Raw genomic sequence first — 21,444 nt, 5'->3', positions numbered from 1 at the left:
CAAATGGTTGAAGTAAGCAGAGGGGAGTTATGGATATGAAGAGAGGAAGGCAGAGAAGAAACGTTGAAGGCAAAATTGCAGAAAGAAGTTTTGCCACAGTGGAAAACGTTGTGCGCCTGAACCGCCAGGCGCACAAAGTCACTCAGGGTGAGGCTGCTTTACGCGGGCGCGTGGCGTAGATAAACAGCAAAATAGAGAAGGTCGAGCAGATAAATATCGACCCTACCATTGGCCATGCGCTGTTAAACGACAGCGTGGAGAGCAGCGCGCCGACCAGCGCGCCGACGCCAAACCGCAGCGTACCGGCCAGCGAGGAGGCGGTGCCCGCCATATGCGGAAACTCTTCCAGGATCACTGCCATCGCATTCGATGAGACCATGGCCACGCAGCCGATAAACATCGCCACGCCAAACACCAGCGGCAGGAATCCAAGATTGAAGGCGCTGACGATCACCATCCAGACGCCCATGGTGAACTGTATCAGCAGACCGAAACGGAACATCGCCAGCGGGCCGAAGCGGCGAACTGAGCGACTGTTAAGCAGCGTCATCAGGAACAAAAACACCACGTTAAGCGCAAAGTAGTAACCAAAGTCCTGCGGGCTGATATGGTTCAGTTCAATGTAAACAAACGGCCCGGCATTCAGGAAGGAGAAGAGCCCGGCAAAGGAGAAGCCGCTGGCCAGCATGTAGCTGAAGACCCGCTTGTGGCGGAACAGGGAGAGGAAATTGCCCAGCGTGGTGCGCAGGTGAAACTTCTGCCGCTTGTCGCGGGGCAGCGTCTCTTTGATCTGGGTGACCACCAGCACCGTAGTGACCACGGCCGCGCCGGAAATGGCCCAGAAAATGGCGTGCCAGCTCCAGAGCAGCAGCAGCCAACCGCCCACTATCGGCGCCAGCAGCGGCGCAATGGTGGTAACCAGCATCACAAAGGACATCATGCGTGAAAACTCCTCTTTCGAGTAGCTGTCACGCATCAGCGCACTGATCACCACGCTGCCCGCCGCTGCCGACAGGCCGTGCAGCAGGCGCATAAAGATCAGCTGATCGATGGTTTGCGACATCGCGCAGGCTGCGGCAGCCACGGCAAATACCAGCGTTCCCACGGCAATCACCGGCTTGCGGCCAAAGCTGTCAGCAAGAGGACCGTACACCAGCTGGCCCAGCGCAAACCCCAGAATGTAGAGGTTCAGCGTCATCTGCACGCTGCCTGCCGACACGCCGAACTCGCGGGCAATTTGCGGTAGCGCAGGCAGATACATATCAATCGATAACGGCATTAACATGGCCAACAGGCCGAGGATCACCACCAGTCCCACTGATGAGTTCTTGTCCTTGCGCACCCTCATTGCTCCTCACTTCCTAAGTATTAGTCTGCCACTAACGGGGAACGACCACGCTGGCGATCTCTTCCGCCGTCAGCGCACGGTATTCACCCGGCTCCATCTCTTCGTCCAGCACAATAGTGCCGATCCGTTCACGATGCAGAGCCACCACGTGGTTACCCACGGCGGCAAACATCCGCTTCACCTGGTGATAGCGCCCTTCGCTGATGGTCAGGCGCACCTGATTCTCGCTAATCACTTCCAGAGTGGCCGGTTTGGTCAGATCTTTCTCGTTATGCAGCTGCACCCCGGCGGTAAATTTCTCTGCCGTATCCTCTGCGACCGGAGACTCCAGCGTGACCAGGTACGTTTTTTCACAATGATGACGTGGCGAGGTAATGCGGTGGGACCATTGACCGTCGTCGGTCATCAGCACCAGGCCGGTGGTGTCGATATCCAACCGCCCTGCGGCGTGCAGTTTATAGGCGGTAGGCTCTTCCAGGAAAAAGAGCACGGTAGGATGATCGGGATCCTCTGTAGAACAGACATAGCCCTGAGGTTTGTTCAGCATAAAGTAGCGGGGACCAAACTGCAGATGCAGAGGATTGCCGTCGTACTCAACCTGGTTGTCAGGTTTCAGCTTAAAGGCGCCTTCCCTGACCACTTCCCCATCAACGGTGACTTTACGAGCCCGCAGCTCACGAAGAGCAATCGCCCGGCTGACTTCCAGTTGCTGAGATAAAAATTTATCAAGTCGCATTAAATCTGCACTGCCTGTTTGAGTTGAAAATGAAAACCGACGCACCTGTAACGGGCACGTTTAGAGAGAGAGAGTCTCGAAATGAACTCACAGTATATAGGGAGTTAGCGCTCAGGCACAGAGGGTGAAGCGCACGAATTCTGCTTTCATGGCATAATGCGGTTTTGCTCGCAGATTGCCTACTCATGTCATTTACGCTACGTCCCTATCAGCAGGAAGCGGTTGATGCCACGCTCAGCTACTTTCGTCGCTCCCACCAGCCCGCCGTCATCGTGCTGCCTACCGGCGCGGGCAAAAGCCTGGTGATTGCCGAGCTGGCCCGGCTGGCCCGCGGACGGGTGCTGGTGCTGGCTCATGTCAAAGAGCTGGTGGCGCAGAATCACAGCAAATATCAGGCTTACGGGCTGGAGGCGGATATCTTCGCCGCCGGTTTGCAGCGTAAAGAGAGCCGTAGCAAGGTGGTCTTCGGCAGCGTCCAGTCCGTTGCACGCAATCTGGCGCAGTTTGATGGCGAGTTTACGCTGCTGATCGTGGATGAATGTCACCGTATCAGCGATGCCGATGATAGCCAGTACCAGCAAATCCTCGCCCATTTACGCCAGAGCAACCCCCAACTGCGTCTGCTGGGCCTGACTGCCACCCCCTACCGTCTGGGTAAAGGCTGGATTTATCAGTTCCATTATCACGGTATGGTCAGAGGTGACGAGCGGGCGCTGTTTCGGGACTGTATCTATGAACTGCCGCTGCGCTATATGATTAAGCACGGTTTTCTGGTTCCCCCGGAAAGGCTCGACATGCCGGTAGTACAGTATGACTTCAGCCGTCTGACCGCCAATGAAAATGGCCTGTTCAGCGAGGCGGACCTCAACCGTGAGCTGAAGCAACAGCAGCGTATTACCCCGCATATCGTTCAGCAGATTGTCGAGTTCGCACAGGATCGCGAGGGCGTCATGATCTTTGCGTCAACGGTTGATCACGCCAGGGAAGTGCTTGGCCTGTTGCCTGGCAGTAAAGCCCTGATCAGCGCAGGAACGCCGGGAGCAGAAAGGGATGCGTTGATTACCGCATTTAAGGCGCGAGAGATCCGCTATATGGTCAACGTGGCGGTATTAACTACCGGGTTTGATGCGCCCCACGTCGATTTGATCGCCATTCTTCGTCCTACTGAATCGGTCAGCCTTTATCAGCAGATCGTCGGGCGAGGTTTGCGCCTTTCGCCGGGAAAAAACGACTGCCTGATCCTCGACTATGCCGGTAATCCGCACGATATTTTCACCCCTGAAGTCGGCTCTCCTAAAGGGAAAAGCGATAACAAACCGGTGCAGGTTTTCTGTCCCGCCTGCGGGTTCGCCAATACCTTCTGGGGGAAAACGACCGCGGACGGCACCATTATTGAACATTTTGGCCGCCGCTGTCAGGGCGTGCTGGAAGATGATGAAGGTGAAAGGGAGCAGTGCGACTTCCGCTTCCGCTTCAAAAGTTGCCCGCACTGTAATGCTGAAAATGATATTGCGGCGCGGCGCTGTCATGAGTGCGACGCGGTGCTGGTGGACCCGGACGATATGCTGAAGGCGGCGCTAAAACTCAAGGATGCGCTGGTTCTGCGCTGTGCGGCCATGGTGCTGGAGTGCGGCCAGGATGAGAAAGGCGAGTGGCTGAAAGCGCGTTACTATGATGAAGAAGCGACTGAAGTGAGCGAACGCTTCCGGCTCAGCACCCCTGCACAACGTACCGCCTTTGAGCAGATCTTCTTACGTCCGCATCAACGCGCGCCCGGCGTGCCGCTGGGTTGGAAAAACGCGGCGGATATTGTTGCTCTGCAACCGCTGCTACGCCAGCCCGATTTTGTGGTCGCCCGCAAGCAGCGCCATTACTGGCAGATACGGGAAAAAATGTTCGATTACCAGGGCCGCTACCGTCGCGCCAACGAACTGCGCTGATTCAGCTCTCTTATTTTATCAAGCGTAATAAAAATGGCCTCTGTAGAACCCTGGGGGTTTACGCTTGCATAAACAGTTCCAGCATATCTGGATGCTTCTCTATAACACGTAACATTTTTAAACTTGCCCCGCTGGGAATTCTTTTATTTTGTTCCCAGCTCTGCACGAGAGAAGTAGATACCCCTACTGCCTGAGCAAATTCTTCCTGTTTCATCCCTGAATGCGTACGTATCGCCTTTACGTCAGGAACAGGATAAGAAGTAACACGGGCAGGTTCCATTTCACCACGACGAATGCTCACAGCCTGCTGCATGCTTTCAATTAACTCACTAAACATTTCATCTTTCATTTTCCGGCCTCAATTTGTTGCGCAAAATGCTTCATGACGGCTTTCTGTTTATCGGTCAAATTTTCCTGTTCTGATTTAGGATAGGCATAGAGTAAATAGATCTCACCCCTGCTTACTAAGTAGTAGTAAATAACCCTTATCCCCCCACTTTTTCCTTTCGCCGGCAAGGCCCAGCGAAGTTTACGGCACCCGCCAGTATGAGAAATCGTTGCCCCAGCGACAGGATCTGAAAGCAGGTAAGCCTGAAATTTCTGGTAATCATCATATGTCAGCAGCTCATTGATTAGCCGCTCAAACAGAGGTGTTTCTATGAAGTGTAACAATTTACTCCCCTCATCCTTAACGGGCGTAAGCCAATCATACTCGTACATGGTACGAGTTACAATGAGCGATTTAAGCAGCCATTTTAATCCATTGCCCGCGGCGCGTAACCTGGGCTATAATGCGCCCCGCTTTTGCTGAAGCAAAAGTTGAACACTCCAACCTGCTGCTGGGTCGCCTGTAGCAGGATAATCCGATAAAGAGATTGAACAATGTTCACTATCAATGCAGAAGAACGTAAAGAGCAGGGCAAGGGTGCGAGCCGCCGCCTGCGTACAGCTAACAAATTCCCGGCCATCATTTATGGCGGCAAAGAAGCAGCTGTAGCCATCGAACTGGATCACGACTCAGTAATGAACACCCAGGCAAAACCGGGTTTCTACACTGAAGTTCTGACTCTGGTTGTAAACGGCAAAGAAGAGAAAGTAAAAGTGCAGGCTGTTCAGCGTCACCCGTTCAAGCCAAAACTGCACCACATCGACTTCGTTCGCGCTTAATTGCCGACCGGGTTTTTGTGAAAGAAACGCCGCTTATGCGGCGTTTTTTTTTGGCTTCAATCCGGCAAATAACTGCAGGCAGCGCGCCCGCTCTTCACTTCCCGCTGCTGCGGCGTTGCAGCTGGTCGCGCAGATTAGGTGGCGTACCTTTGATGGTCAGCGTATCGGTTGCGGGATCCCAGAAAATGCGTTCCCCCAGCAGCAGCGCGTCAAAGTTTAGCGTCAGCCCGCCGCCGCTTCCGGCAAATTTGGTCAGCTGGCGCAGCGTGCTGCGGTCGGCAGGAAAGCTCTCTTCCAGCTCGTAGCCCTGCTCCTGCGTAAAGGCCTGAAACGTTTTTTCTCCCAGCGGAGCCAGCTCTTTGGATAACCCCTCCAGCTCAATCTCTTCGCCGGACTGCAGCTGTTCATTGCAGTAGCTGTAGACCTGCTGGCGATAGTTCTGCCGCTCGTTTTTATCAAGGCTCGCTTCTGAACAGTAATCGTCAACGGCCTGCAGCAGCCCCCGATTCTGGGCTTTAGTATCCAGGCCAACGCTGGCGCCAAGGAAATCCATAAAGAAATCGGCAACTTTACGCCCTACCCGGCCACGCAGGAAAGTCAGATAGCGGGTCGATTCCGGATTAGTTTCCCATTCGGTGAGATCGATACGCGCCACAATATCGGCGTGGTTGATATCGAGATAATGCGTGCTGCTGATATCCAGTTCTTCGTTAACACGCATACTGTTCTGGCTGTTCAGCACCGCAATCAGCAAATACTCCACCGCCAGATAACGGTAGTGACCGAACAGCACAACACCGCCTTCGGCAAAGGGATATTTCGCCAGCTCATCGCGCAAACGTCCCGTTGCGGCGCGGCTGAACGCCAGGAAGTCATCTTCCCCTTTACGGCAGTTGCGCAGCGCATCCGCCAGTTCACTCCCTTCATTAAACAGGCCATAAGCCTTGCTTTTAGCGCTGTAAACGCGGTGCAGCTCTTCCATCATCGCGGTGACGGGCGCATTGGCAGGCAGCAGCGTTTCGCGCAGCACCAGCTCAAGCGACTGCTCATCGCGCTTGATCAACTGGTGCAGGGCACTCTGCTCAATATCCAGACTCATGGTAGACTCTCCTTAAGATTTAGCGCGTATTCAATCACCGAGTCTTCCTGCGATCAACTGCCAGCAACATTAACCTGTTGCGATCGATAAAAGTGCAGAAAAAATCGCGGTTTTACGGTAAGATGCCGCCCTTTAATACTCAATAAATTCGACGTTATGCCACAATCATCTCGCTACAGTGACGACCGCGTGGAGAAACTCCTCGCAGAACTGGCCCATGTGCTTGAAAAAGACAAGGCCCCCACCGACCTTTCCCTGATGGTACTGGGAAATATGGTGACCAATTTGCTGAATACCAGCGTAGCGCCGGCGCAACGGCACTCGCTGGCGCACTCATTCGCTGAAGCGCTTAAGGCTTCCGTGCGTGACGATAAAGCCCATTAATTTGATGATCCTGACCCTGTTATGGTAACAAATCGGCAGCGCTACCGTGAAAAAGTCTCCCAGATGATTAGCTGGGGGCACTGGTTTGCCCTCTTTAATATCATCCTGGCTTTTGTGCTGGGCAGCCGCTACCTGTTTGTTTCTGACTGGCCGGCCTCGCTGGCCGGGCGCATTTACGCCTTTACCAGTTGGACAGGCCATTTCAGCTTTATCGTTTTTGCCGCTTACCTGCTGATTATCTTTCCGCTCACCTTTGTGGTGATGTCGCAGCGGCTGCTGCGCTTCCTTTCTGCCATTATCGCCACCGCAGGGTTGACGCTGATTTTGGTAGACAGCGCGGTGTTCAACCGCTTCCACCTGCATCTCAATCCAGTGGTGTGGCAGCTGGTGGTGAACCCGGATCAGACGGAGATGGCGCGTGACTGGCAGCTGATGTTTATCAGCGTGCCCGCCATTTTTCTGGTGGAGATGCTGTTTGCTACCTGGAGCTGGCAGAAGCTTCGCAGTCTGAACAGGCGCAACTTCGGTAAACCGCTCGCTATCCTGTTTATTACCGCCTTTTTCACCAGCCATCTGCTCTATATCTGGGCGGATGCGAACTTCTATCGTCCGATTACCATGCAGCGTTCTAACCTGCCGCTCTCCTATCCGATGACCGCCCGCCGCTTCCTGGAGCGTCACGGCCTGCTGGATGCGCAGGAATATCAGCGCCGGCTGGTCGAACAGGGTAATCCTGAAGCGGTCTCTGTCGCCTACCCGCTGAATGAGATAACGTTCCGGGACGGCGGGACGCGCAACAATTTACTGATTATCACCGTTGATGGCCTGAACCAGAGCACGCTGGCGAAATCGCTGCCTCACCTGGCGCAGTTTGCTCAGCAGAACGTCAGCTTTACCCAGCATTTCAGCGCCGGTAGCCGGGCAGACAGCGGCTTGTTTGGCCTGTTTTATGGCATCTCGCCAAGCTATATGGATGGCGTACTCTCCTCCAGAGTTCCTTCTGCGCTGATTGACTCTCTTGGCAAGCAGGGCTATCAGTTTGGCCTCTTTGCCTCTGATGGTTTTGCCTCACCGCTCTATCGTCAGGCACTGTTAGCGGACTTCTCACTGCCGCCATCCCAGACGCAGAGCAACGCCCAGACCACAGCCCAGTGGCAACGCTGGCTGGAGAGTCAGAAGTCGCAAAGCTCACCCTGGTTCTCCTACCTTTCACTCGGTGGGAATGAGATCAAAGAAGGGGCTGGTAAAAATATCTCCCGCCGTTACGCCCGCACCGCCGCAGATGTGGATAAGCAGATTCAGGATGTGCTGACCACGCTGCAGGAAAAAGGGCTGATGGAAAAAACGGTGGTGGTTATCACCGCAGAGCATGGTGTTGCGCTGGATGGCGACAGCAGCCTGGGCAACCGGGCAAATCTGCAGGTGCCGCTGATTGTGCACTGGCCTGATACGCCAGCACAGCAGGTGCGTAAGCTGACCGATCATCAGGACATTATGACCACGCTGATGCAGCGCCTGCTGCACGTCAGCACACCTGCGGCGGACTATTCACAGGGTGAAGATCTCTTCGCCGCCCAGCGACGTCATAACTGGGTCGCCAGCAGTACCGATCATCAGTTGGTGATCACCACGCCAACGGTCACGCTGGTGCTGGATAACAGCGGCAGCTATACCGCCTGGGATGAAAATGGCAACCGCCTGAAGGATCACAAGCCGCAGCTTGCATTGCTGCTGCAGGTGCTGACAGAAGAGAAGCGCTTTATCGCTGACTGACTGGCAATTGCTTAAATTCATAGCAGTCAACGTGTTAGCCTCTTGCAATCGACCGCGTTTTGCGTACTATTAGCTCACGCGTCGGCACGTAGCGCAGCCTGGTAGCGCACTGTCATGGGGTGTCAGGGGTCGGAGGTTCAAATCCTCTCGTGCCGACCAATTAATTTTATGATGTTTTCATTAAACCCGCACATTCTCTCGAATTGCGGTTTTTTTGTTTTTTATGATATTTAGCATCAGGATCATTATTTCTATTCTCATATTCACAATAATAACCATCAGTAACTTAAATGTGACAGATGGGGCTTAAGTTGATTTACGACTGTTTTTTATATTACGACGAAGAGATGCTTCTGGACCTTCGTTTACACACCTTGTCTGACGTGGTAGACAAGTTCGTTATCGTTGAGTCAACCCACACCTTTACAGGTAAACCGAAGCGATTGAATTTTGATCTGGAGAAATTCAGGCAATTCGAAGATAAGATCATCTATGTGGTCTTCGATCACCCCCCTCACCAGGATGCCTGGCAAAACGAAGCTGATACGCGAAATGCGATTATGAATGGCCTCGTTTCCGCAGAGCAGGACGACATTATTCTCGTCTCTGATGTGGATGAGATTTTTGATCCTGTGATCATTGCCACCATCCAGAAGAACAAGCTCTGCACTATCATTCATCAAAATTTCTATAACTATCAGTTTAACCTTCAGGTCTTTAATACCGATGGTTCACCTCGTAAATGTACGTTACCCAAGGCTATCACTTACAGAAATTTAGTGGGGTTTTTTGGTGGTAAGCCGGAGGAACTTCGGAATACGAAACGCTCATCAATTAAGCGCAACTGGTTGAAATGGCAATGGTTAAAATGGAATACGGCCATCATTGCTGAGGGTGGATGGCACTTCTCGTGGATCATGACGCCACAACGCATTGCCGAGAAAATGTCATCCATTTCACACACTGAATATGACTTACCTGAATTTAATAATCCTGAACACATAACAAAAGTGATCGAGCAGGCTGAAGATATTTGGGGTCGGGAGCGAAAATTGCAGGTCCAAATCCTGGATATCTACTCCTTTCCACGCTATTTAGTAGAGCATCAGGCTCTCTTCAAACCGTTCATAAGGGCCTGAATCTGGTATAAAAATGTGATCCTTACCCTATTAAAACGTGGCGAAAGTCTCATTCTTCCCTGCTGCAACAAAACTGTCACGAAACTAACATACGCTGTCGCTACACTTTTCTGGCAACACTACACCAACCTACCCGGTGACTGAAAATGGCGATAATTAAAGCAAAGAATTTCAAGGATGCGGATGAAATGCTGCACTCCGGTATCAGTAAAGTAGAACTGGCGTATGACATCGACAGCGACGATTTTTTCCGGCTGGCCAGCCACTGGTGCGATCGTGGCGCTAAAATTTCTCGCGGTAACGAACATTTCGTGGTTTCACTGAAAAACTTTGCCATCCCCTCTAACGACTGATCTCATTTTTGCTCTCATCAATCTAACCTGCTTAAATTACGTTTTACTACGATAAGCAGGTTAGGTGTCCGGTGCCCATCCAGAGTTTGCTGCATTCCCAGAGTGTCCCTTGTGTTCTGTCGCTGAAACCCTTAGCGCTCGAAGATTCTGGCGGTTTCCTCACTAACGTGACCTTTCTCTCCCCCGCCGATCATCCTGATGTCTGCCTTATTCAGGCCGACTACGATCTCACCTGTTTTGATGAACGGCTCTTTACTACTCTGCGGTTGCCTCTCCCGCTGCATTTGAATAAGGCGGTCAGGAAACGCCGTGCAGAATATCTTGCCAGCAGAGCGCTGGTACGTCACGCGCTCTGCCGCCTGGGAGCCGATCCCTGGATTCTCACCAACGATGCGGAGAGAGCGCCGGTCTGGCCAGCGGGCTTCTCCGGCTCGCTCTCACACAGCACGCAGAAAATAGCGCTGCTGCTGGCTGAAACGGAGAGCGGCAAACTGTTAGGGGTAGACAGTGAAGAGGTGATGCGGGCAGAGACGGCAGAAGCGATGCAGGAGAATATTATCACGCAGAGGGAAAAACAGAGATTGCTTGAGTGCGGTCTGCCCTTCCCCGATGCGCTGACCCTGGCCTTTTCGCTGAAAGAGAGTCTTTATAAAGCGCTCTATCCCAGGCTCAGAAAATTCATGAGCTTCAGCGAGGCAGAAATCGTGTTCTGCTCGCCGCAGGCAGAGAAAGTGGTGCTGCGGTTAACAACTTCGCACTCCAGCGACTTTCCGGCAGGCAGAGAATTTACCGGGCGGGTTGAGAGAACCTCCACCCGCATTCTCACCTGGATCGTTGAGGTACTCTGAGGCAGAGAAACGCCAGTCTGTACCCCAGCGGCGATACGCTGGTGGATCGTTGAGATACTCTGAGAAAGGCATACGCCAGGCTGCGTCTCAGCGGCGATATCCTTCGCCCTGCGGCATCGCAAGGCGGTTATTATCCTGCTTCAGCACAAGATTACGGCACTAACCCTTGTTGATGCCGCGGTTACATTACAACGTCTGTGCGTTTCACCGCATCCAGGGTAGCCAGCTCCCGCTCTTCCCCGGTCAGTTCGCTCAGCTTCCCTTCACGCATCTCCAGCAGGCGGTCAGCATGCAGGAAATAGTGATCGTCATGGCTGATGGCAAAGACCGTTTTCCCCATCTCCTGCAGCCACGGCAGCAGTTCACGATAGAAGATACGGCGGAAGTGAGGATCCTGGTCAGCCGCCCACTCATCCAGCAGCAAAATGTCGCGCTGTTCAGCGGTAGCCAGCAGCAGGGCCAGCCGCTTGCTCTGCCCTTTCGACAGCTTAAGATTAAGCACCTTGTTGCCTTCCAGCTTGATTTTGTCCTGCATTTTCAGGCGTTCAAGCCAGAGTTGCACTTTAGCCGGATCGGCGGCTTCCCCTTTGTTGTCGATTAACCGGTCGAAAAGATGCACATCAGTAAACACGGCTGAAAACAGGCTGCGGTAGCTCTCAAGATTTGCGGCTTCTATTACTTCGCCATCCAGCAGGATCTGCCCGGATACCGGCTGGTAAAGCCCGGTGAGCAGCATCGCCAGCGTCGATTTTCCGCTACCGTTGCCACCAATCAGGAAAACCAGCTCTCCGCGCTTCAGCGTCATGTTGACCGGCCCGACGGCAAAACCGCGATCGCCATAATGAAAAACAAGATTGCGTAGCTCCAGCGTCTGCCAGTTTTTGCTGACGGGAGGAACGCTGAACTGTGGCTGGTACGCCGTCAGCTGGAAGGTGTTTAGCTTATCAAACGCTACCTGAGCAGTGAGCAGCGTAGGCAGTGCTCCCACGGCTGAGAGCAGGGGTGTACGCAGGAACAGCAGCGTCAGTGAATAGGTCGCCGCGACGGCGGTATTCGCCCAGCCGAGGCCGTTGGCCATATAGAACACCAGGCCAATTGCGCCCAGCATCATGATATTTGACCAGTTTACCGCGCTGAGATGGAAAGTATCGGCGCGCACAATATGGTGCCGGTAGCTGCGGGCATCTTCCTGATAAACCGTTTCATAGATGAGATGAGCGCGCTGGCGGTTAAGGGCCAGCTCTTTCCGCCCTTCAATAATGGTCTGGTAGTCCGTATAGAGGTGGTCCTCGATTTCACGCAGCCTGGCCATATGACGGTAGACCTTTGCCACCAGCAGCCAGCCGCCAGTAATGGTAATCGCCACCCAGACGGCGGTGATAAACAGCATTTCCGGCGATAGCCAGGCGAGGTAGGCCGCTGCGCCCAGGGTAAGGATAATTCCCTGAATCAGCTCGGGCAGACGGACAAAAGCGATGGTGATGTTGCGCACGTCGCTGGTCAGTCCGGCCAGCAGCTGTGCGCTGCCAATTTGCTCGATACGCTCGACCTGGGTATCGAGAATACGTTTGATAAATTCACCGCGCAGACGATAAACAAAATGGTGTCCAAGCAGCGTCAGGGCAAGCTGAGAAGCAAGCGTCACGGCCATCAACAGCAGCAGCAGTCCCAGGAATTCAGGCAGTACCCAGACTGAGGAGTTCAGGGCCACAATCAGCTCGCGGTTGATAAAAGCGATCAGCCCGATGCCAAGCGCCGCACTAAGCAGGCTGAGAACAATAACGAAAACAAAAGGCCAGCGATATTGCCGGTAAACCACGCGAAGCAACTCCATGACACCATCCAGGTAAGAACAAGGCAGTGTGCAGTTTAATGAGTCGCCAGACGATATCAATTATAATTCTCATCTGCTCCCTTTTCCGCTAGCGAAAAGCGCGCCGGAAGGTCAGGTTAAAGCGGAAAGCGCCGGTCACAGGATGAATACCGGGCTTAAGCGGCAGAATGCCGTGGAACCTGAGCCGCGAGGGGCCGCCCCAGACCACCACATCGCCATGCTCCAGCAGCACCCGCTGGGTGGCATCGCTGCGGTCAAAACCGCCAAACTGGAAAACCGCCGGCAGCCCGAGCGAGACGGAAACGATCGGCTGCTTCAGATCCTGTTCATCTTTATCCTGATGCAGCGTGAGTCTGGCGCCTGGCTCATAGCGATTGATCAGGCAGGCATCGGGCGAAAATTGCGGGAAGCCCGCCGCTTCCGCACAGGCTCTGGCAAGAAGACGAAAAGGGTCCGGCATCTCAGGCCAGCGGCGGCCGCTGAGGTTGTCGCGTTCGCTGTACTGGTAGCCTCTTGAGTCCGTGGACCAGCCGAAATCGCCGCAGTTGGTCATCGCCACCGACATGCGGTGGCCACCGGGGGTGATGCGGTGATGAAACGGGTTCTGAGCGGAAACCTCTTCCACCAGCTTCATCAGCGCTTCGGCTTCATCCCGGGCACGCCGCCGCAGGATCACTGCGCCATCCGCCAGAGGCTCGGCCCACGGTGCTTCTTCACTAAACAAATCCAGCATGATAACTCCTCCGCTGTTGCTTACTGTTGCGGCAGAATAAAGGCTTTAAACTGCGGCGACATCCATGTGGTAAAGCCGTCCTCCTGCTTCTGAATCAGATAGACCGCCAGATGTTCACGCAGCGCCAGCGCTTTGGCTTTCTCTTCGCCCAGCACCATCAGTCCGGTATCCCAGCCATCCGCTTCCAGCGCCGTGGTGGCGATCACCGTGGCAGAAACCAGTTTATGCTGAATGGGGCGCCCCGTCGCCGGATCGATCACATGCGAAAGGCGTTTACCATCCAGTTCATAATAGTTGCGATAGCTGCCGGAGGTACTGATGCCGTGCCCCTGCAGATCGACCACTGCCTGCACGGCGTTCTCTTTATCCGTGGGCTTTTGAATCGCTACCTTCCAGGGCTGACCCTGCGCGTTTTTGCCGCGCGTCAGCACCGCACCGCCCACGGAGACGAGGTAATCAGTAATCCCCTCCTCCTCCATCAGTCTGGCAAGGTGGTCAGTGGCGAACCCTTCTCCCATCGTAGAGAGGTCAACATAGAGATCGGGCAAGTCCTTCTGCAGGTAGGCTCCATCGGCACGCTGAATAACGCGGAGATGCTGTAGCCCTGTCAGCGCCTTAGCGGCGTCGATCTCTGCCTGGTCCGGCGTTCTGACCGGCTGCTTTTCAGGGCCGAACCCCCATAAATTCACCAGCGGACCCACGGTAATGTTCATCGCCCCGTCGGTCATCTTGCCAATGCGCAGAGAGAGGGTAACGATATCAGCCATGTTATCGCTGACCGGCTGAGGTTCACTGCCGCGATACTGATTAAAGCGTGACAGCACGGACTCTTTTTTCCACGTCGAGAGCTGACGATCGTCTTCATCTAACTGCTGCTGTACCGCTTTTTGCAGGCTAACTTTGCGCTCCGGGGCGACGTTTGCCAGGCTAATCCGCCAGAATGTTCCCATTGTGCGTCCTTCTAAAACCAGCGCGGAATGGTCGCGACTCTGGTTATGATCGTCACACCCTGAAAGCATAATAAATGCTGCCGTAGCAATAGAATACAGCCAAATCTTCTTCATTAAACGCAATCAACCTGTAGTAAATTTTGGTCCGAAAGGAGCTATTTCAGGCAGTTATCCGCGGAAAAACCCGCTTGATCTTATCCCGGTTGCTCATCAGGATACGTGGTGAACGCATGCCGGAAAGGCTGCCAATAAGTGATTTCAAAGGAGATCCTATGATCTATTACCTCCTCCTTGCCGTGAGCCTGGGGCTGATTATCTTTTCAGGCTATAAGCATTACAAGCAGACGCATACCAAACAGCTCTTTCGTCCACGTTACCGGCATCATCGGACAAATAACTAGCGAAAAAAACGACAGGAAGTCAGAAGGGAACGGCAGTAAAACAAGGGAGCGCAGCGGCCTGCGCTCCCTGACAACTCAGAACTGGTAAACCAGACCCAGCGCCACAACGTCATCAGTGTTGATGCCGGTAGCGTCGGTAAAGTTGTTGTCATCCAGCAGGTTGATTTGGTAATCAACATAGGTGGACATGTTTTTGTTGAAGTAGTAGGTCGCCCCCACATCAACATATTTTTTCAGGTTCTGCGAGCCGTAACCTTCAATGTCGCTGCCGCGAGAGCTGACGAAGGCCAGGGATGGACGCAGACCGAAGTCGAACTGATACTGAGCAACCAGTTCCCAGTTATCTGCGGTGTTAGCATAGCCGTAGGTAGTCGCATTGCTGGCACCAAAACGGGTAGCGTTTTGCGAGCGGGTGTACATGGCAGCCAGGTAGATGTTGTTAGCGTCATATTTCAGACCGCCGGTATAAGCGGTAGCTTTATCGCCGCGACCCAGAATGGTGTCGGTACCCGCTGCGCCGCCGTTCTGTTCGTTGGTACGATCGGAGCTGAACATTGCCGCACCGATACCGAATCCTTCGCCCAGATCGTAAGTGGTGGAGAGACCCCATCCATCGCCGTTGCCAGCCAGAACATCACGTCCGCCCAGTTCGGTTGCACTGTCGTTTTTGCCCTGATACTGAATCGCAAAGTTCAGGCCATCGACCAGACCAAAGAAGTTATTGTTACGGTAGGTTGCCACACCATTAGAGCGCTGGAACATAAAGTTGTCTGCGCCATAGGTATCACCACCGAATTCAGGCAGGACGTCAGTCCATGCGCCGATGTCATACGCCACGCCATAGTTACGACCATAATCCAGCGATCCGGCATCGCCAAATTTCAGACCGGCAAAACCTACGCGGGTATAGCTGTTAGCGGTGCCTTGAGTCTCAGCGTTATTCAGTGCGGCCTGGTATTCCCACTGACCGTAGCCGGTCAGCTCGTTGCTGATCTGGGTTTCGCCTTTAAAACCAAAGCGAACATAGGACTGATCGCCGTCAGAACCGTCGTTATCGGAAAAATAGTGCAGGCCGTCTACTTTGCCAAAGAGGTCAAGCTTGTTGCCATCTTTGTTATAGATCTCTGCCGCACCTGCTGAACCGGCGATCAGCATCGCTGGGACCATCAGGGAGAGAACTCGAAGTTTCATTTTATTACCCTCTAGTTATGTGCCTTATTTTGCCACTGCGTGCTGAACGTCGAAAATTCAGCCGGCAGAGCCATGTTAGTGCGGCAGGAGTAATAATCTATAAAGAAAATGATACTAAATTTCCGAATGGGTTTCAGAGTGTAAAATATATATTGCCAAATGTAACTTTTGGGGAACTTTTCATCAGCACGTATTGATAAAAAATATAGCACTTAACGTCATAAAAATACCTTGTTCCTGTAATTCATAGGGTTAGGCATAAGAGTGCTGCTGAGCACTGAATGATAAAAAAATATGGTCATCAGGTTATACAATGATCCCGCTATCATCATTTTGTTTAAGTATTACCTTCATTCACCCCGAATGTGATGTTTTACCCTATTTCCCGCCGAACCTTGTGTTCGGCATTTTTTTATCCTTTTTTCCCGCTTAACGTCAATTAAAGTAAAGATAATCACCCCCACATAATAACCCTTCCTCGCAGCGTTTTTCCTCCCTCTTTCAGCACAAATTAATAATGAATAACGCCACTCAAAGTCATGTTAATTAATATCAGAAAGTAACATTACTGGACTATTCAGTGGCGTTATATTTCTAGCGTTCTCTCATCGATTCTTTAACTTTATTCAGCGGCTTAATCAGATAATCCATCACCGATTTTTGACCCGTTTTAATCTCCACATTGGCCACCATTCCCGGCACGATAGGGAATGTCCTCCCCGCTTTGTTGGTCAACTCCGCTTTTTGTGTACGGACGTAAACACGGTAGTAGTACTGATCGCGTTTTACCTCATCCTGAAGCGTATCCGGCGAGACGGTTTCCACTTCGCCTGGCAAGTCGCCATAGATGGAGGAGTCGTAAGCGGTGACCTTCACCGTGGCGGGCAGCCCCGGCCTGATATAGGCGATATCTCGTGGGTTAAGGCGTGTTTCAATCAGTAGCTGATCTTCCAGCGGCACGATCTCCATCAGTTTGCCGCCGGGCTGTAACACGCCGCCCACGGTTGTAACCTGAATATCCTTTACGATGCCGCGCACCGGCGAGTAGATAGTGGCGCGGGTCAGCTGATCCTCTTTACCGGTCACTACCTGCAGCTGTGCATCCAGATCGGCATTGTTCTTCACCTGCTCTTCACGCGCGCGCACCGCATAATCATTTTTTGCTTCGTCAATTTTTCCCTGCAGATCGCTGACCTGACGGCGAAGGCGGATCACCTCCACCTCCCCTGCCGCCCCTTTGGCTACCAGCGGTGCGGTCATGCGTAATTCGTCCTGCACCAGTTTCTTTGACTGCTCCAGGTTGCTGACCGTCTCTGAAAGGTTGCGACGACGGGACTGATAAAGCTGCGTTTCCCGTGCCACCAGCTCCGGCTCCTTAAGGGTCTCGGCGCTGAAGGCCAACGGGGCGCCCGTCAGCTCGGCCCGCAGCCGCTCAGCAGAGGCGCGAAGCGTGCGGGCTTTGGAAGCGGCTTCACCAAAGTTCGACTGAAACCGCGTAGGATCGAGCCTGGCCAGCACCTGCCCTTTCTCGACAATATTCCCTTCATGCACGTTAAGCTGATCGACAATTCCGCCATCCAGGCTTTCAATCACCTGCGCACGGCTGGAGGGGGTAACCTTACCGGTGCCGACCGTGACCTCATCCAGAATGGCGAAATGTGCCCAGACAAAGAAAATCACCAGCGCGGCCGTACAGAGCCAGATGATCGCCGAGGTCTTTTTTTCGCTCCGTTTAAGGTTGCGGTCCACCATAATCAGGCTCATGCTGCATCCCCCCGCGCGACGCCTTGTTTCGCTGTCTGCGCCGTGGCGCTGCGGATGATCTCATCTCTCGGGCCATCGGCAATAATGCGGCCGTTATCCATTACCACGATCCTCTCCACCAGCTTCAGCAGCGCGGGACGATGCGTCACCAGCACCAGCGTGCGTCCGGAAAGCCATCCCTGCATCTGGCGGATGACGTGCTCCTCCAGCTGCTCATCCATTGAGGCGGTAGGCTCATCCATCAGCACCACCTGCGGCTGACGCAGGATCATCCGGCTGAGCATCACCATCTGACGCTGGCCGCCGGAGAGGCCACGCCCCCCTTCATTGATAATGCGGTCCAGGCTGGCAGCATCCTGCTGCACCAGACTGAGCGCGCCGCTGATACGCAGCGCGTGCAGCATCTCCTGTTCGCTGGCATGGGGATTACCCAGCATCAGATTTTGCCGCAGCGTGCCGAAAAAGAGCCGCGAGTCCTGCGATAACCAGCCCAGCTGGCGCCGGAGATCTACCGGGTCAATGCGGCGAATATCCACGCCATCCACAATCACTTTGCCCTGGGTCGCCATCGCCTGTCCGGCCAGCAGCCGCAACAATGTCGATTTCCCGGCCCCCACTTTGCCAAGAATAGCGATGCGTTCGCCCGGCTTGATCTGCAACTGGCCGATGGTGATCACATTTTTCACGTTCTCTTCGTCATAGCTGTACTGCACGCCTTTCAGATCATAATGTCCGGTCAGCGTCGGGCAGTGCGCCATCTCACCCTCTTCAACCTGATCCAGCGGCTTTTTCAACAGCTCATCCAGCCCGGTCATAGCGCTTTTGGCATGCTGCCAGCGGGAGAACACCATGGTCAGCTGCATCAGTGGTGCAATAGTGCGGGAAGAGAGCATACTGCTCGCCACCAGCGTACCGGTGGTGATATCCCCGCCCAGCACCAGATAGACCCCAAACACCAGCATGCTGGCGTAGGTCAACTGCTGAACCGTGGAAGCCCAGCCGGTGAGACGTGCTCCCCACAGACGCTGCTGCATGCCCACTGCTGCACTCACTTCATGAGTCTGTTCCCACTGACGCTGGAAATAGGGTTCCGCCTGCAGCGATTTAATATCTTCAATGCCCTCAATCGTTTCCACCAGCACCGCGTTACGCAGCGCCCCCTCACGCAATCCCTCTTTCGCCAGCTTAGCCATCGGGATCTGCACCAGCAGGCCGGGAATGACGATCAGTGGGATCGCCAGCAGCGGTATAATCACCAGCGGGCCGCCAATAAAAGCCATGATAAACAGGAACAGGATCACAAAAGGCATATCGGCTGCGGCACCGACGGTGGTCGAAGTCAGCAGTTCACGCACCTGATCGATTTCACGCAGCTGTGAGATAAAAGAACCGGTTGATTTTGGCCGCGCCTCGTTACGAATATTCATCGCACGGGCGAAAAGCATGGATGAGACTTTGAGGTCGATGCGTTTTCCCATCAGGTCGGAAACCTGGGTGCGCATCAACCGGATAAGATATTCCATTACCGCAGCGATCAATACCCCGGAGAAGAGCACCCAGAGCGTGGGTTCAGACTGCGCCGGGATCACCCGGTCATAGATCTGCATGGAGAATAAAATTCCCGCCAGCGCCAGCACGTTCCCCACCACCGAGGCGAGAGAGATCTCCATGATCTTCCTTCCCATGCCGCGGAAGTTCTCCCAGAACCAGTGCTTTTTGTATGGCTTAACGAACTCGTCAATACGCGCATCACGCCCACGCGCCGCCACGCCAACAATGCCGACCTGCTCCTGACATTGCGCCAGCAGCAGCGCCAGCTCGCTTTCACGGACCACATCGCCGCCGTCGCTAAGCCAGTAACGCGCTTTTCCTTCAGCATCGATGTTCTCCACCACTACCACATTGCCATTCTCCATGATCAGGATCACCGGCGTAACCTCCTGCCGCCAGCGGATCTTGCCGCGCGGCATCATGGTCATATGCAGCCCCAGCAGGCCAGCCAGCCTTTCAAGCTGCTGCTCGGGTGCAAGATGCTCAAACCAGCGCATCTGCTGGCGCAAGGTGGAGCCATCCGCCGGCTTGCCAAAGCGCGCCGCTACGCGCAGCATGGCGTCGATCCAGTTGTCGGTGGTTGCGGTCTGTTTGTTCATAGTACTGCCTTAAATAGTTGCGTGTGCGCCTGGCGTCACAGTGACGGGAGGGTTTGCCCACTGGTGGCTTCGCGATCGATTCCCATGATATCCAGCAGGTTATCCACCGCTGCGGCATAACGGACCGTGGCGTCCCAGCCATCATAGAGCGCCATCAGGCGGCTGCTGTCAGCCTGAAACACATCCTGTTCCACGCTCAACAGGTCGTTGAGGCTACGCTTGTTCAGTTTGTATTCATCGGCATAGACCGAACGGGTGTGGTCGGCACTGCCAAGCTGCGCCTCTCCCGCCGTCTGGCGCTGCTGCGCGCCAATCATATCGGCATAGGCAGTAGAAGCATGCTGATTAATATCGAGTTTCGACTGCTGAATGGCGGCTTCCGCGGCTTCCCGGTCCCCCTCCGCTGCCCGGGTTTTGGCATTGACCAGCCCGCCCTGATAGAGCGGCGCTTCTACCTGCAGCTGCAGTTCATCATCCCAGTAGGAGCGGCTGTCGTTTTCATAGCGGGTCCGGCCAGCCTGGACTCTGATGGTGGGCCAGTGATTAGACTGCGCCTGGCGGACCCGCTCCAGCGCCGCTTCCTGTTTGGCCTGCGCACTGCGCACGGCGGCGCTTTTTTCGTAGGCGATTTTGTCCAGGGTAATCTGCTGGTTCAGCAGGGACTGCGGCAGCTCCGGCAACTCGCTGGAGACCACGCCGGTGAGCACGGTAAGCTGCGCCTGAGCAGAGCGGGCCTGGGCGCGATACTGCTCCAGCGTGGCGTGCATCCCCGCGATGCGGGTTTCTGCCTGCAGCACGTCAGACTGCGAGCTTAAACCGGCGTCCGCACGCAGTTTTGCAATATCACGCACGCGCTGCAGCGAGGCCACGTTATTGCCTGCGGCCTCCACCAGCGCCCGATAGCGCTTTACCTCCAGATAGGCCCGTAAGGTATCCTGCGCCACGGTAGTCATGGTGTCGTAGAGCGCATAGCGATAGGCGTCCGAGAGCTTATGCTGCTCATCGATTGCGCCGCCGGTGCGGCCAAAGTCATACAGAAGCTGGCTTAAGGTGATACCGCCAGAACCATTATTGTTCAGACTTCCCGACGAGTCGGTCTGGTGCGAACGCCCGCCGGAAGCCTGCAGGGAGATTTGCGGATACCAGGCGCTTTCAGCGGCATCCAGATCGGCTTCACCGACATGAATCTGCGCGGCAGCCTGGGAAATTTTGGGGTTACGTGCAAAGGCGCGAAGAATGGCATCGCGCAGGGTAAGGGTGGAGACCTGCTCTTCGCCTGGTGCCGCTCGCCAGTTAAACTCCGCTTTTGGCTCTTTCGCCGCCATTGCGGGCTGTGTCAGAGAGAAGCAAAGCCCCCCTATACAGCATGAGAGCCACACTTTCTTCATCTTACTGCCTGAATAGACCATCGAAATTCCCTTGTACACCGGAGAAAAAGGTAAAGTCATGCCGATAAAGATAAGATCATCTTATTTTCCACAGGCACGGATAAGCCAGCGCCGAAGAGGGAACTGAGCCAGACCCGGTGTTCAAGGGATTACAGCGTAATCCGCAACAGACGAAAGGGTTAATATTTCTGCCCTGTCGACTGGCATAAAAACGAGGGGAGACCCCCTCATACAGGGAAAGGTGCC

The 21,444-nt window shown here is 54.2% G+C and carries 20 protein-coding genes and 1 tRNA gene; 9 read left to right on the top strand and 12 right to left on the bottom strand.

All coding sequences use genetic code 11. The features are described 5' to 3' along the window. Positions 1–142: 142 nt before the first annotated feature. Together Q3V30_RS06970 and rsuA are read right to left on the bottom strand one after the other, a co-directional pair. Entirely contained in the window at positions 143–1,342 is a 1,200-nt protein-coding gene (locus Q3V30_RS06970) for a Bcr/CflA family multidrug efflux MFS transporter (RefSeq protein WP_306211684.1), read from the bottom strand. Positions 1,343–1,379: 37 nt separating this feature from the next. Continuing rightward, a complete protein-coding gene (rsuA, locus tag Q3V30_RS06965) occupies positions 1,380–2,084 on the bottom strand; it encodes a 16S rRNA pseudouridine(516) synthase RsuA (RefSeq protein ID WP_306211682.1) in 705 nt (234 codons plus the stop codon). A gap of 185 nt (positions 2,085–2,269) precedes the next feature. Between rsuA and radD the strand changes: the two genes are divergently transcribed. Continuing rightward, on the top strand, positions 2,270–4,024 hold the full coding sequence (gene radD / locus Q3V30_RS06960; protein WP_306211680.1) for a DNA repair helicase RadD: 1,755 nt from the start codon (positions 2,270–2,272) through the stop codon (positions 4,022–4,024). Between the two features lie 58 nt (positions 4,025–4,082). On the opposite strand, the gene nadS is transcribed toward radD, so the two are convergent. Beyond that, positions 4,083–4,373 (bottom strand): NadS family protein, encoded by a 291-nt coding sequence (nadS, locus tag Q3V30_RS06955; RefSeq protein ID WP_306211678.1) that lies wholly within the window; start codon positions 4,371–4,373, stop codon positions 4,083–4,085. After that, entirely contained in the window at positions 4,370–4,744 is a 375-nt protein-coding gene (locus Q3V30_RS06950; RefSeq protein ID WP_306211676.1) for a type II toxin-antitoxin system RelE/ParE family toxin, read from the bottom strand. Before Q3V30_RS06950 ends, nadS begins: the two co-directional genes overlap by 4 nt. Positions 4,745–4,906: 162 nt before the next feature. Between Q3V30_RS06950 and rplY the strand changes: the two genes are divergently transcribed. Continuing rightward, positions 4,907–5,191: a 50S ribosomal protein L25 gene (gene rplY / locus Q3V30_RS06945; RefSeq protein ID WP_306211675.1), complete on the top strand. Its 285-nt coding sequence runs from the start codon at positions 4,907–4,909 to the stop codon at positions 5,189–5,191. 94 nt (positions 5,192–5,285) lie between these two features. Here rplY and yejK read toward each other — a convergent pair whose 3' ends face one another. Further along, entirely contained in the window at positions 5,286–6,290 is a 1,005-nt protein-coding gene (gene yejK / locus Q3V30_RS06940) for a nucleoid-associated protein YejK (protein ID WP_306211673.1), read from the bottom strand. A gap of 156 nt (positions 6,291–6,446) precedes the next feature. Between yejK and Q3V30_RS06935 the strand changes: the two genes are divergently transcribed. From Q3V30_RS06935 to Q3V30_RS06910, 6 genes are all read left to right on the top strand, one after another. Further along, positions 6,447–6,674 (top strand): YejL family protein, encoded by a 228-nt coding sequence (locus Q3V30_RS06935; RefSeq protein ID WP_306211671.1) that lies wholly within the window; start codon positions 6,447–6,449, stop codon positions 6,672–6,674. Between the two features lie 21 nt (positions 6,675–6,695). Continuing rightward, the gene (gene yejM / locus Q3V30_RS06930) at positions 6,696–8,447 is read left to right on the top strand and encodes an LPS biosynthesis-modulating metalloenzyme YejM (RefSeq protein WP_306211669.1); all 1,752 of its coding nucleotides are present in this window, start codon (positions 6,696–6,698) and stop codon (positions 8,445–8,447) included. A gap of 82 nt (positions 8,448–8,529) precedes the next feature. Next, positions 8,530–8,606 (top strand) — tRNA-Pro (locus tag Q3V30_RS06925). 152 nt (positions 8,607–8,758) lie between these two features. Next, entirely contained in the window at positions 8,759–9,586 is an 828-nt protein-coding gene (locus Q3V30_RS06920) for a glycosyltransferase family 17 protein (protein WP_306213116.1), read from the top strand. A gap of 146 nt (positions 9,587–9,732) precedes the next feature. Beyond that, positions 9,733–9,939, top strand: coding sequence for a hypothetical protein (locus tag Q3V30_RS06915; RefSeq protein ID WP_306211668.1), 207 nt, complete (start codon positions 9,733–9,735; stop codon positions 9,937–9,939). Positions 9,940–10,025: 86 nt separating this feature from the next. Next, complete coding sequence (locus Q3V30_RS06910; RefSeq protein WP_306211666.1) at positions 10,026–10,787, top strand: 4'-phosphopantetheinyl transferase family protein; 762 nt, start codon at positions 10,026–10,028, stop codon at positions 10,785–10,787. A gap of 181 nt (positions 10,788–10,968) precedes the next feature. Here Q3V30_RS06910 and Q3V30_RS06905 read toward each other — a convergent pair whose 3' ends face one another. The 3 genes from Q3V30_RS06905 to apbE form a co-directional block, all read right to left on the bottom strand. Next, a complete protein-coding gene (locus Q3V30_RS06905; RefSeq protein ID WP_306211664.1) occupies positions 10,969–12,621 on the bottom strand; it encodes a multidrug ABC transporter permease/ATP-binding protein in 1,653 nt (550 codons plus the stop codon). Between the two features lie 88 nt (positions 12,622–12,709). Further along, the gene (alkB, locus tag Q3V30_RS06900) at positions 12,710–13,354 is read right to left on the bottom strand and encodes a DNA oxidative demethylase AlkB (RefSeq protein WP_306211662.1); all 645 of its coding nucleotides are present in this window, start codon (positions 13,352–13,354) and stop codon (positions 12,710–12,712) included. A gap of 20 nt (positions 13,355–13,374) precedes the next feature. Further along, on the bottom strand, positions 13,375–14,418 hold the full coding sequence (apbE, locus tag Q3V30_RS06895; protein ID WP_306211660.1) for an FAD:protein FMN transferase ApbE: 1,044 nt from the start codon (positions 14,416–14,418) through the stop codon (positions 13,375–13,377). Between the two features lie 158 nt (positions 14,419–14,576). Here apbE and Q3V30_RS06890 point away from each other — a divergent pair, with 158 nt between their 5' ends. Next, the gene (locus Q3V30_RS06890; protein ID WP_306211658.1) at positions 14,577–14,705 is read left to right on the top strand and encodes a hypothetical protein; all 129 of its coding nucleotides are present in this window, start codon (positions 14,577–14,579) and stop codon (positions 14,703–14,705) included. Between the two features lie 75 nt (positions 14,706–14,780). Here Q3V30_RS06890 and ompC read toward each other — a convergent pair whose 3' ends face one another. From ompC to Q3V30_RS06870, 4 genes are all read right to left on the bottom strand, one after another. Continuing rightward, a complete protein-coding gene (ompC, locus tag Q3V30_RS06885; protein ID WP_306211656.1) occupies positions 14,781–15,896 on the bottom strand; it encodes a porin OmpC in 1,116 nt (371 codons plus the stop codon). 594 nt (positions 15,897–16,490) lie between these two features. Continuing rightward, on the bottom strand, positions 16,491–17,660 hold the full coding sequence (locus Q3V30_RS06880) for a beta-barrel domain-containing protein (RefSeq protein ID WP_306211654.1): 1,170 nt from the start codon (positions 17,658–17,660) through the stop codon (positions 16,491–16,493). Further along, complete coding sequence (locus tag Q3V30_RS06875) at positions 17,657–19,810, bottom strand: type I secretion system permease/ATPase (RefSeq protein WP_306211653.1); 2,154 nt, start codon at positions 19,808–19,810, stop codon at positions 17,657–17,659. The genes Q3V30_RS06880 and Q3V30_RS06875 overlap by 4 nt, the downstream gene beginning before the upstream one ends. 35 nt (positions 19,811–19,845) lie before the next feature. Next, on the bottom strand, positions 19,846–21,198 hold the full coding sequence (locus Q3V30_RS06870; RefSeq protein WP_306211651.1) for a TolC family outer membrane protein: 1,353 nt from the start codon (positions 21,196–21,198) through the stop codon (positions 19,846–19,848). Between the last annotated feature and the right edge of the window lie 246 nt (positions 21,199–21,444).

Origin of the sequence: Erwinia pyri (assembly GCF_030758455.1) — a bacterium.
Taxonomy (GTDB): Bacteria; Pseudomonadota; Gammaproteobacteria; order Enterobacterales; family Enterobacteriaceae; genus Erwinia; species Erwinia pyri.
Note: the sequence above shows the minus strand (reverse complement) of the source record. Positions and strands in the feature narration are given on the sequence as shown.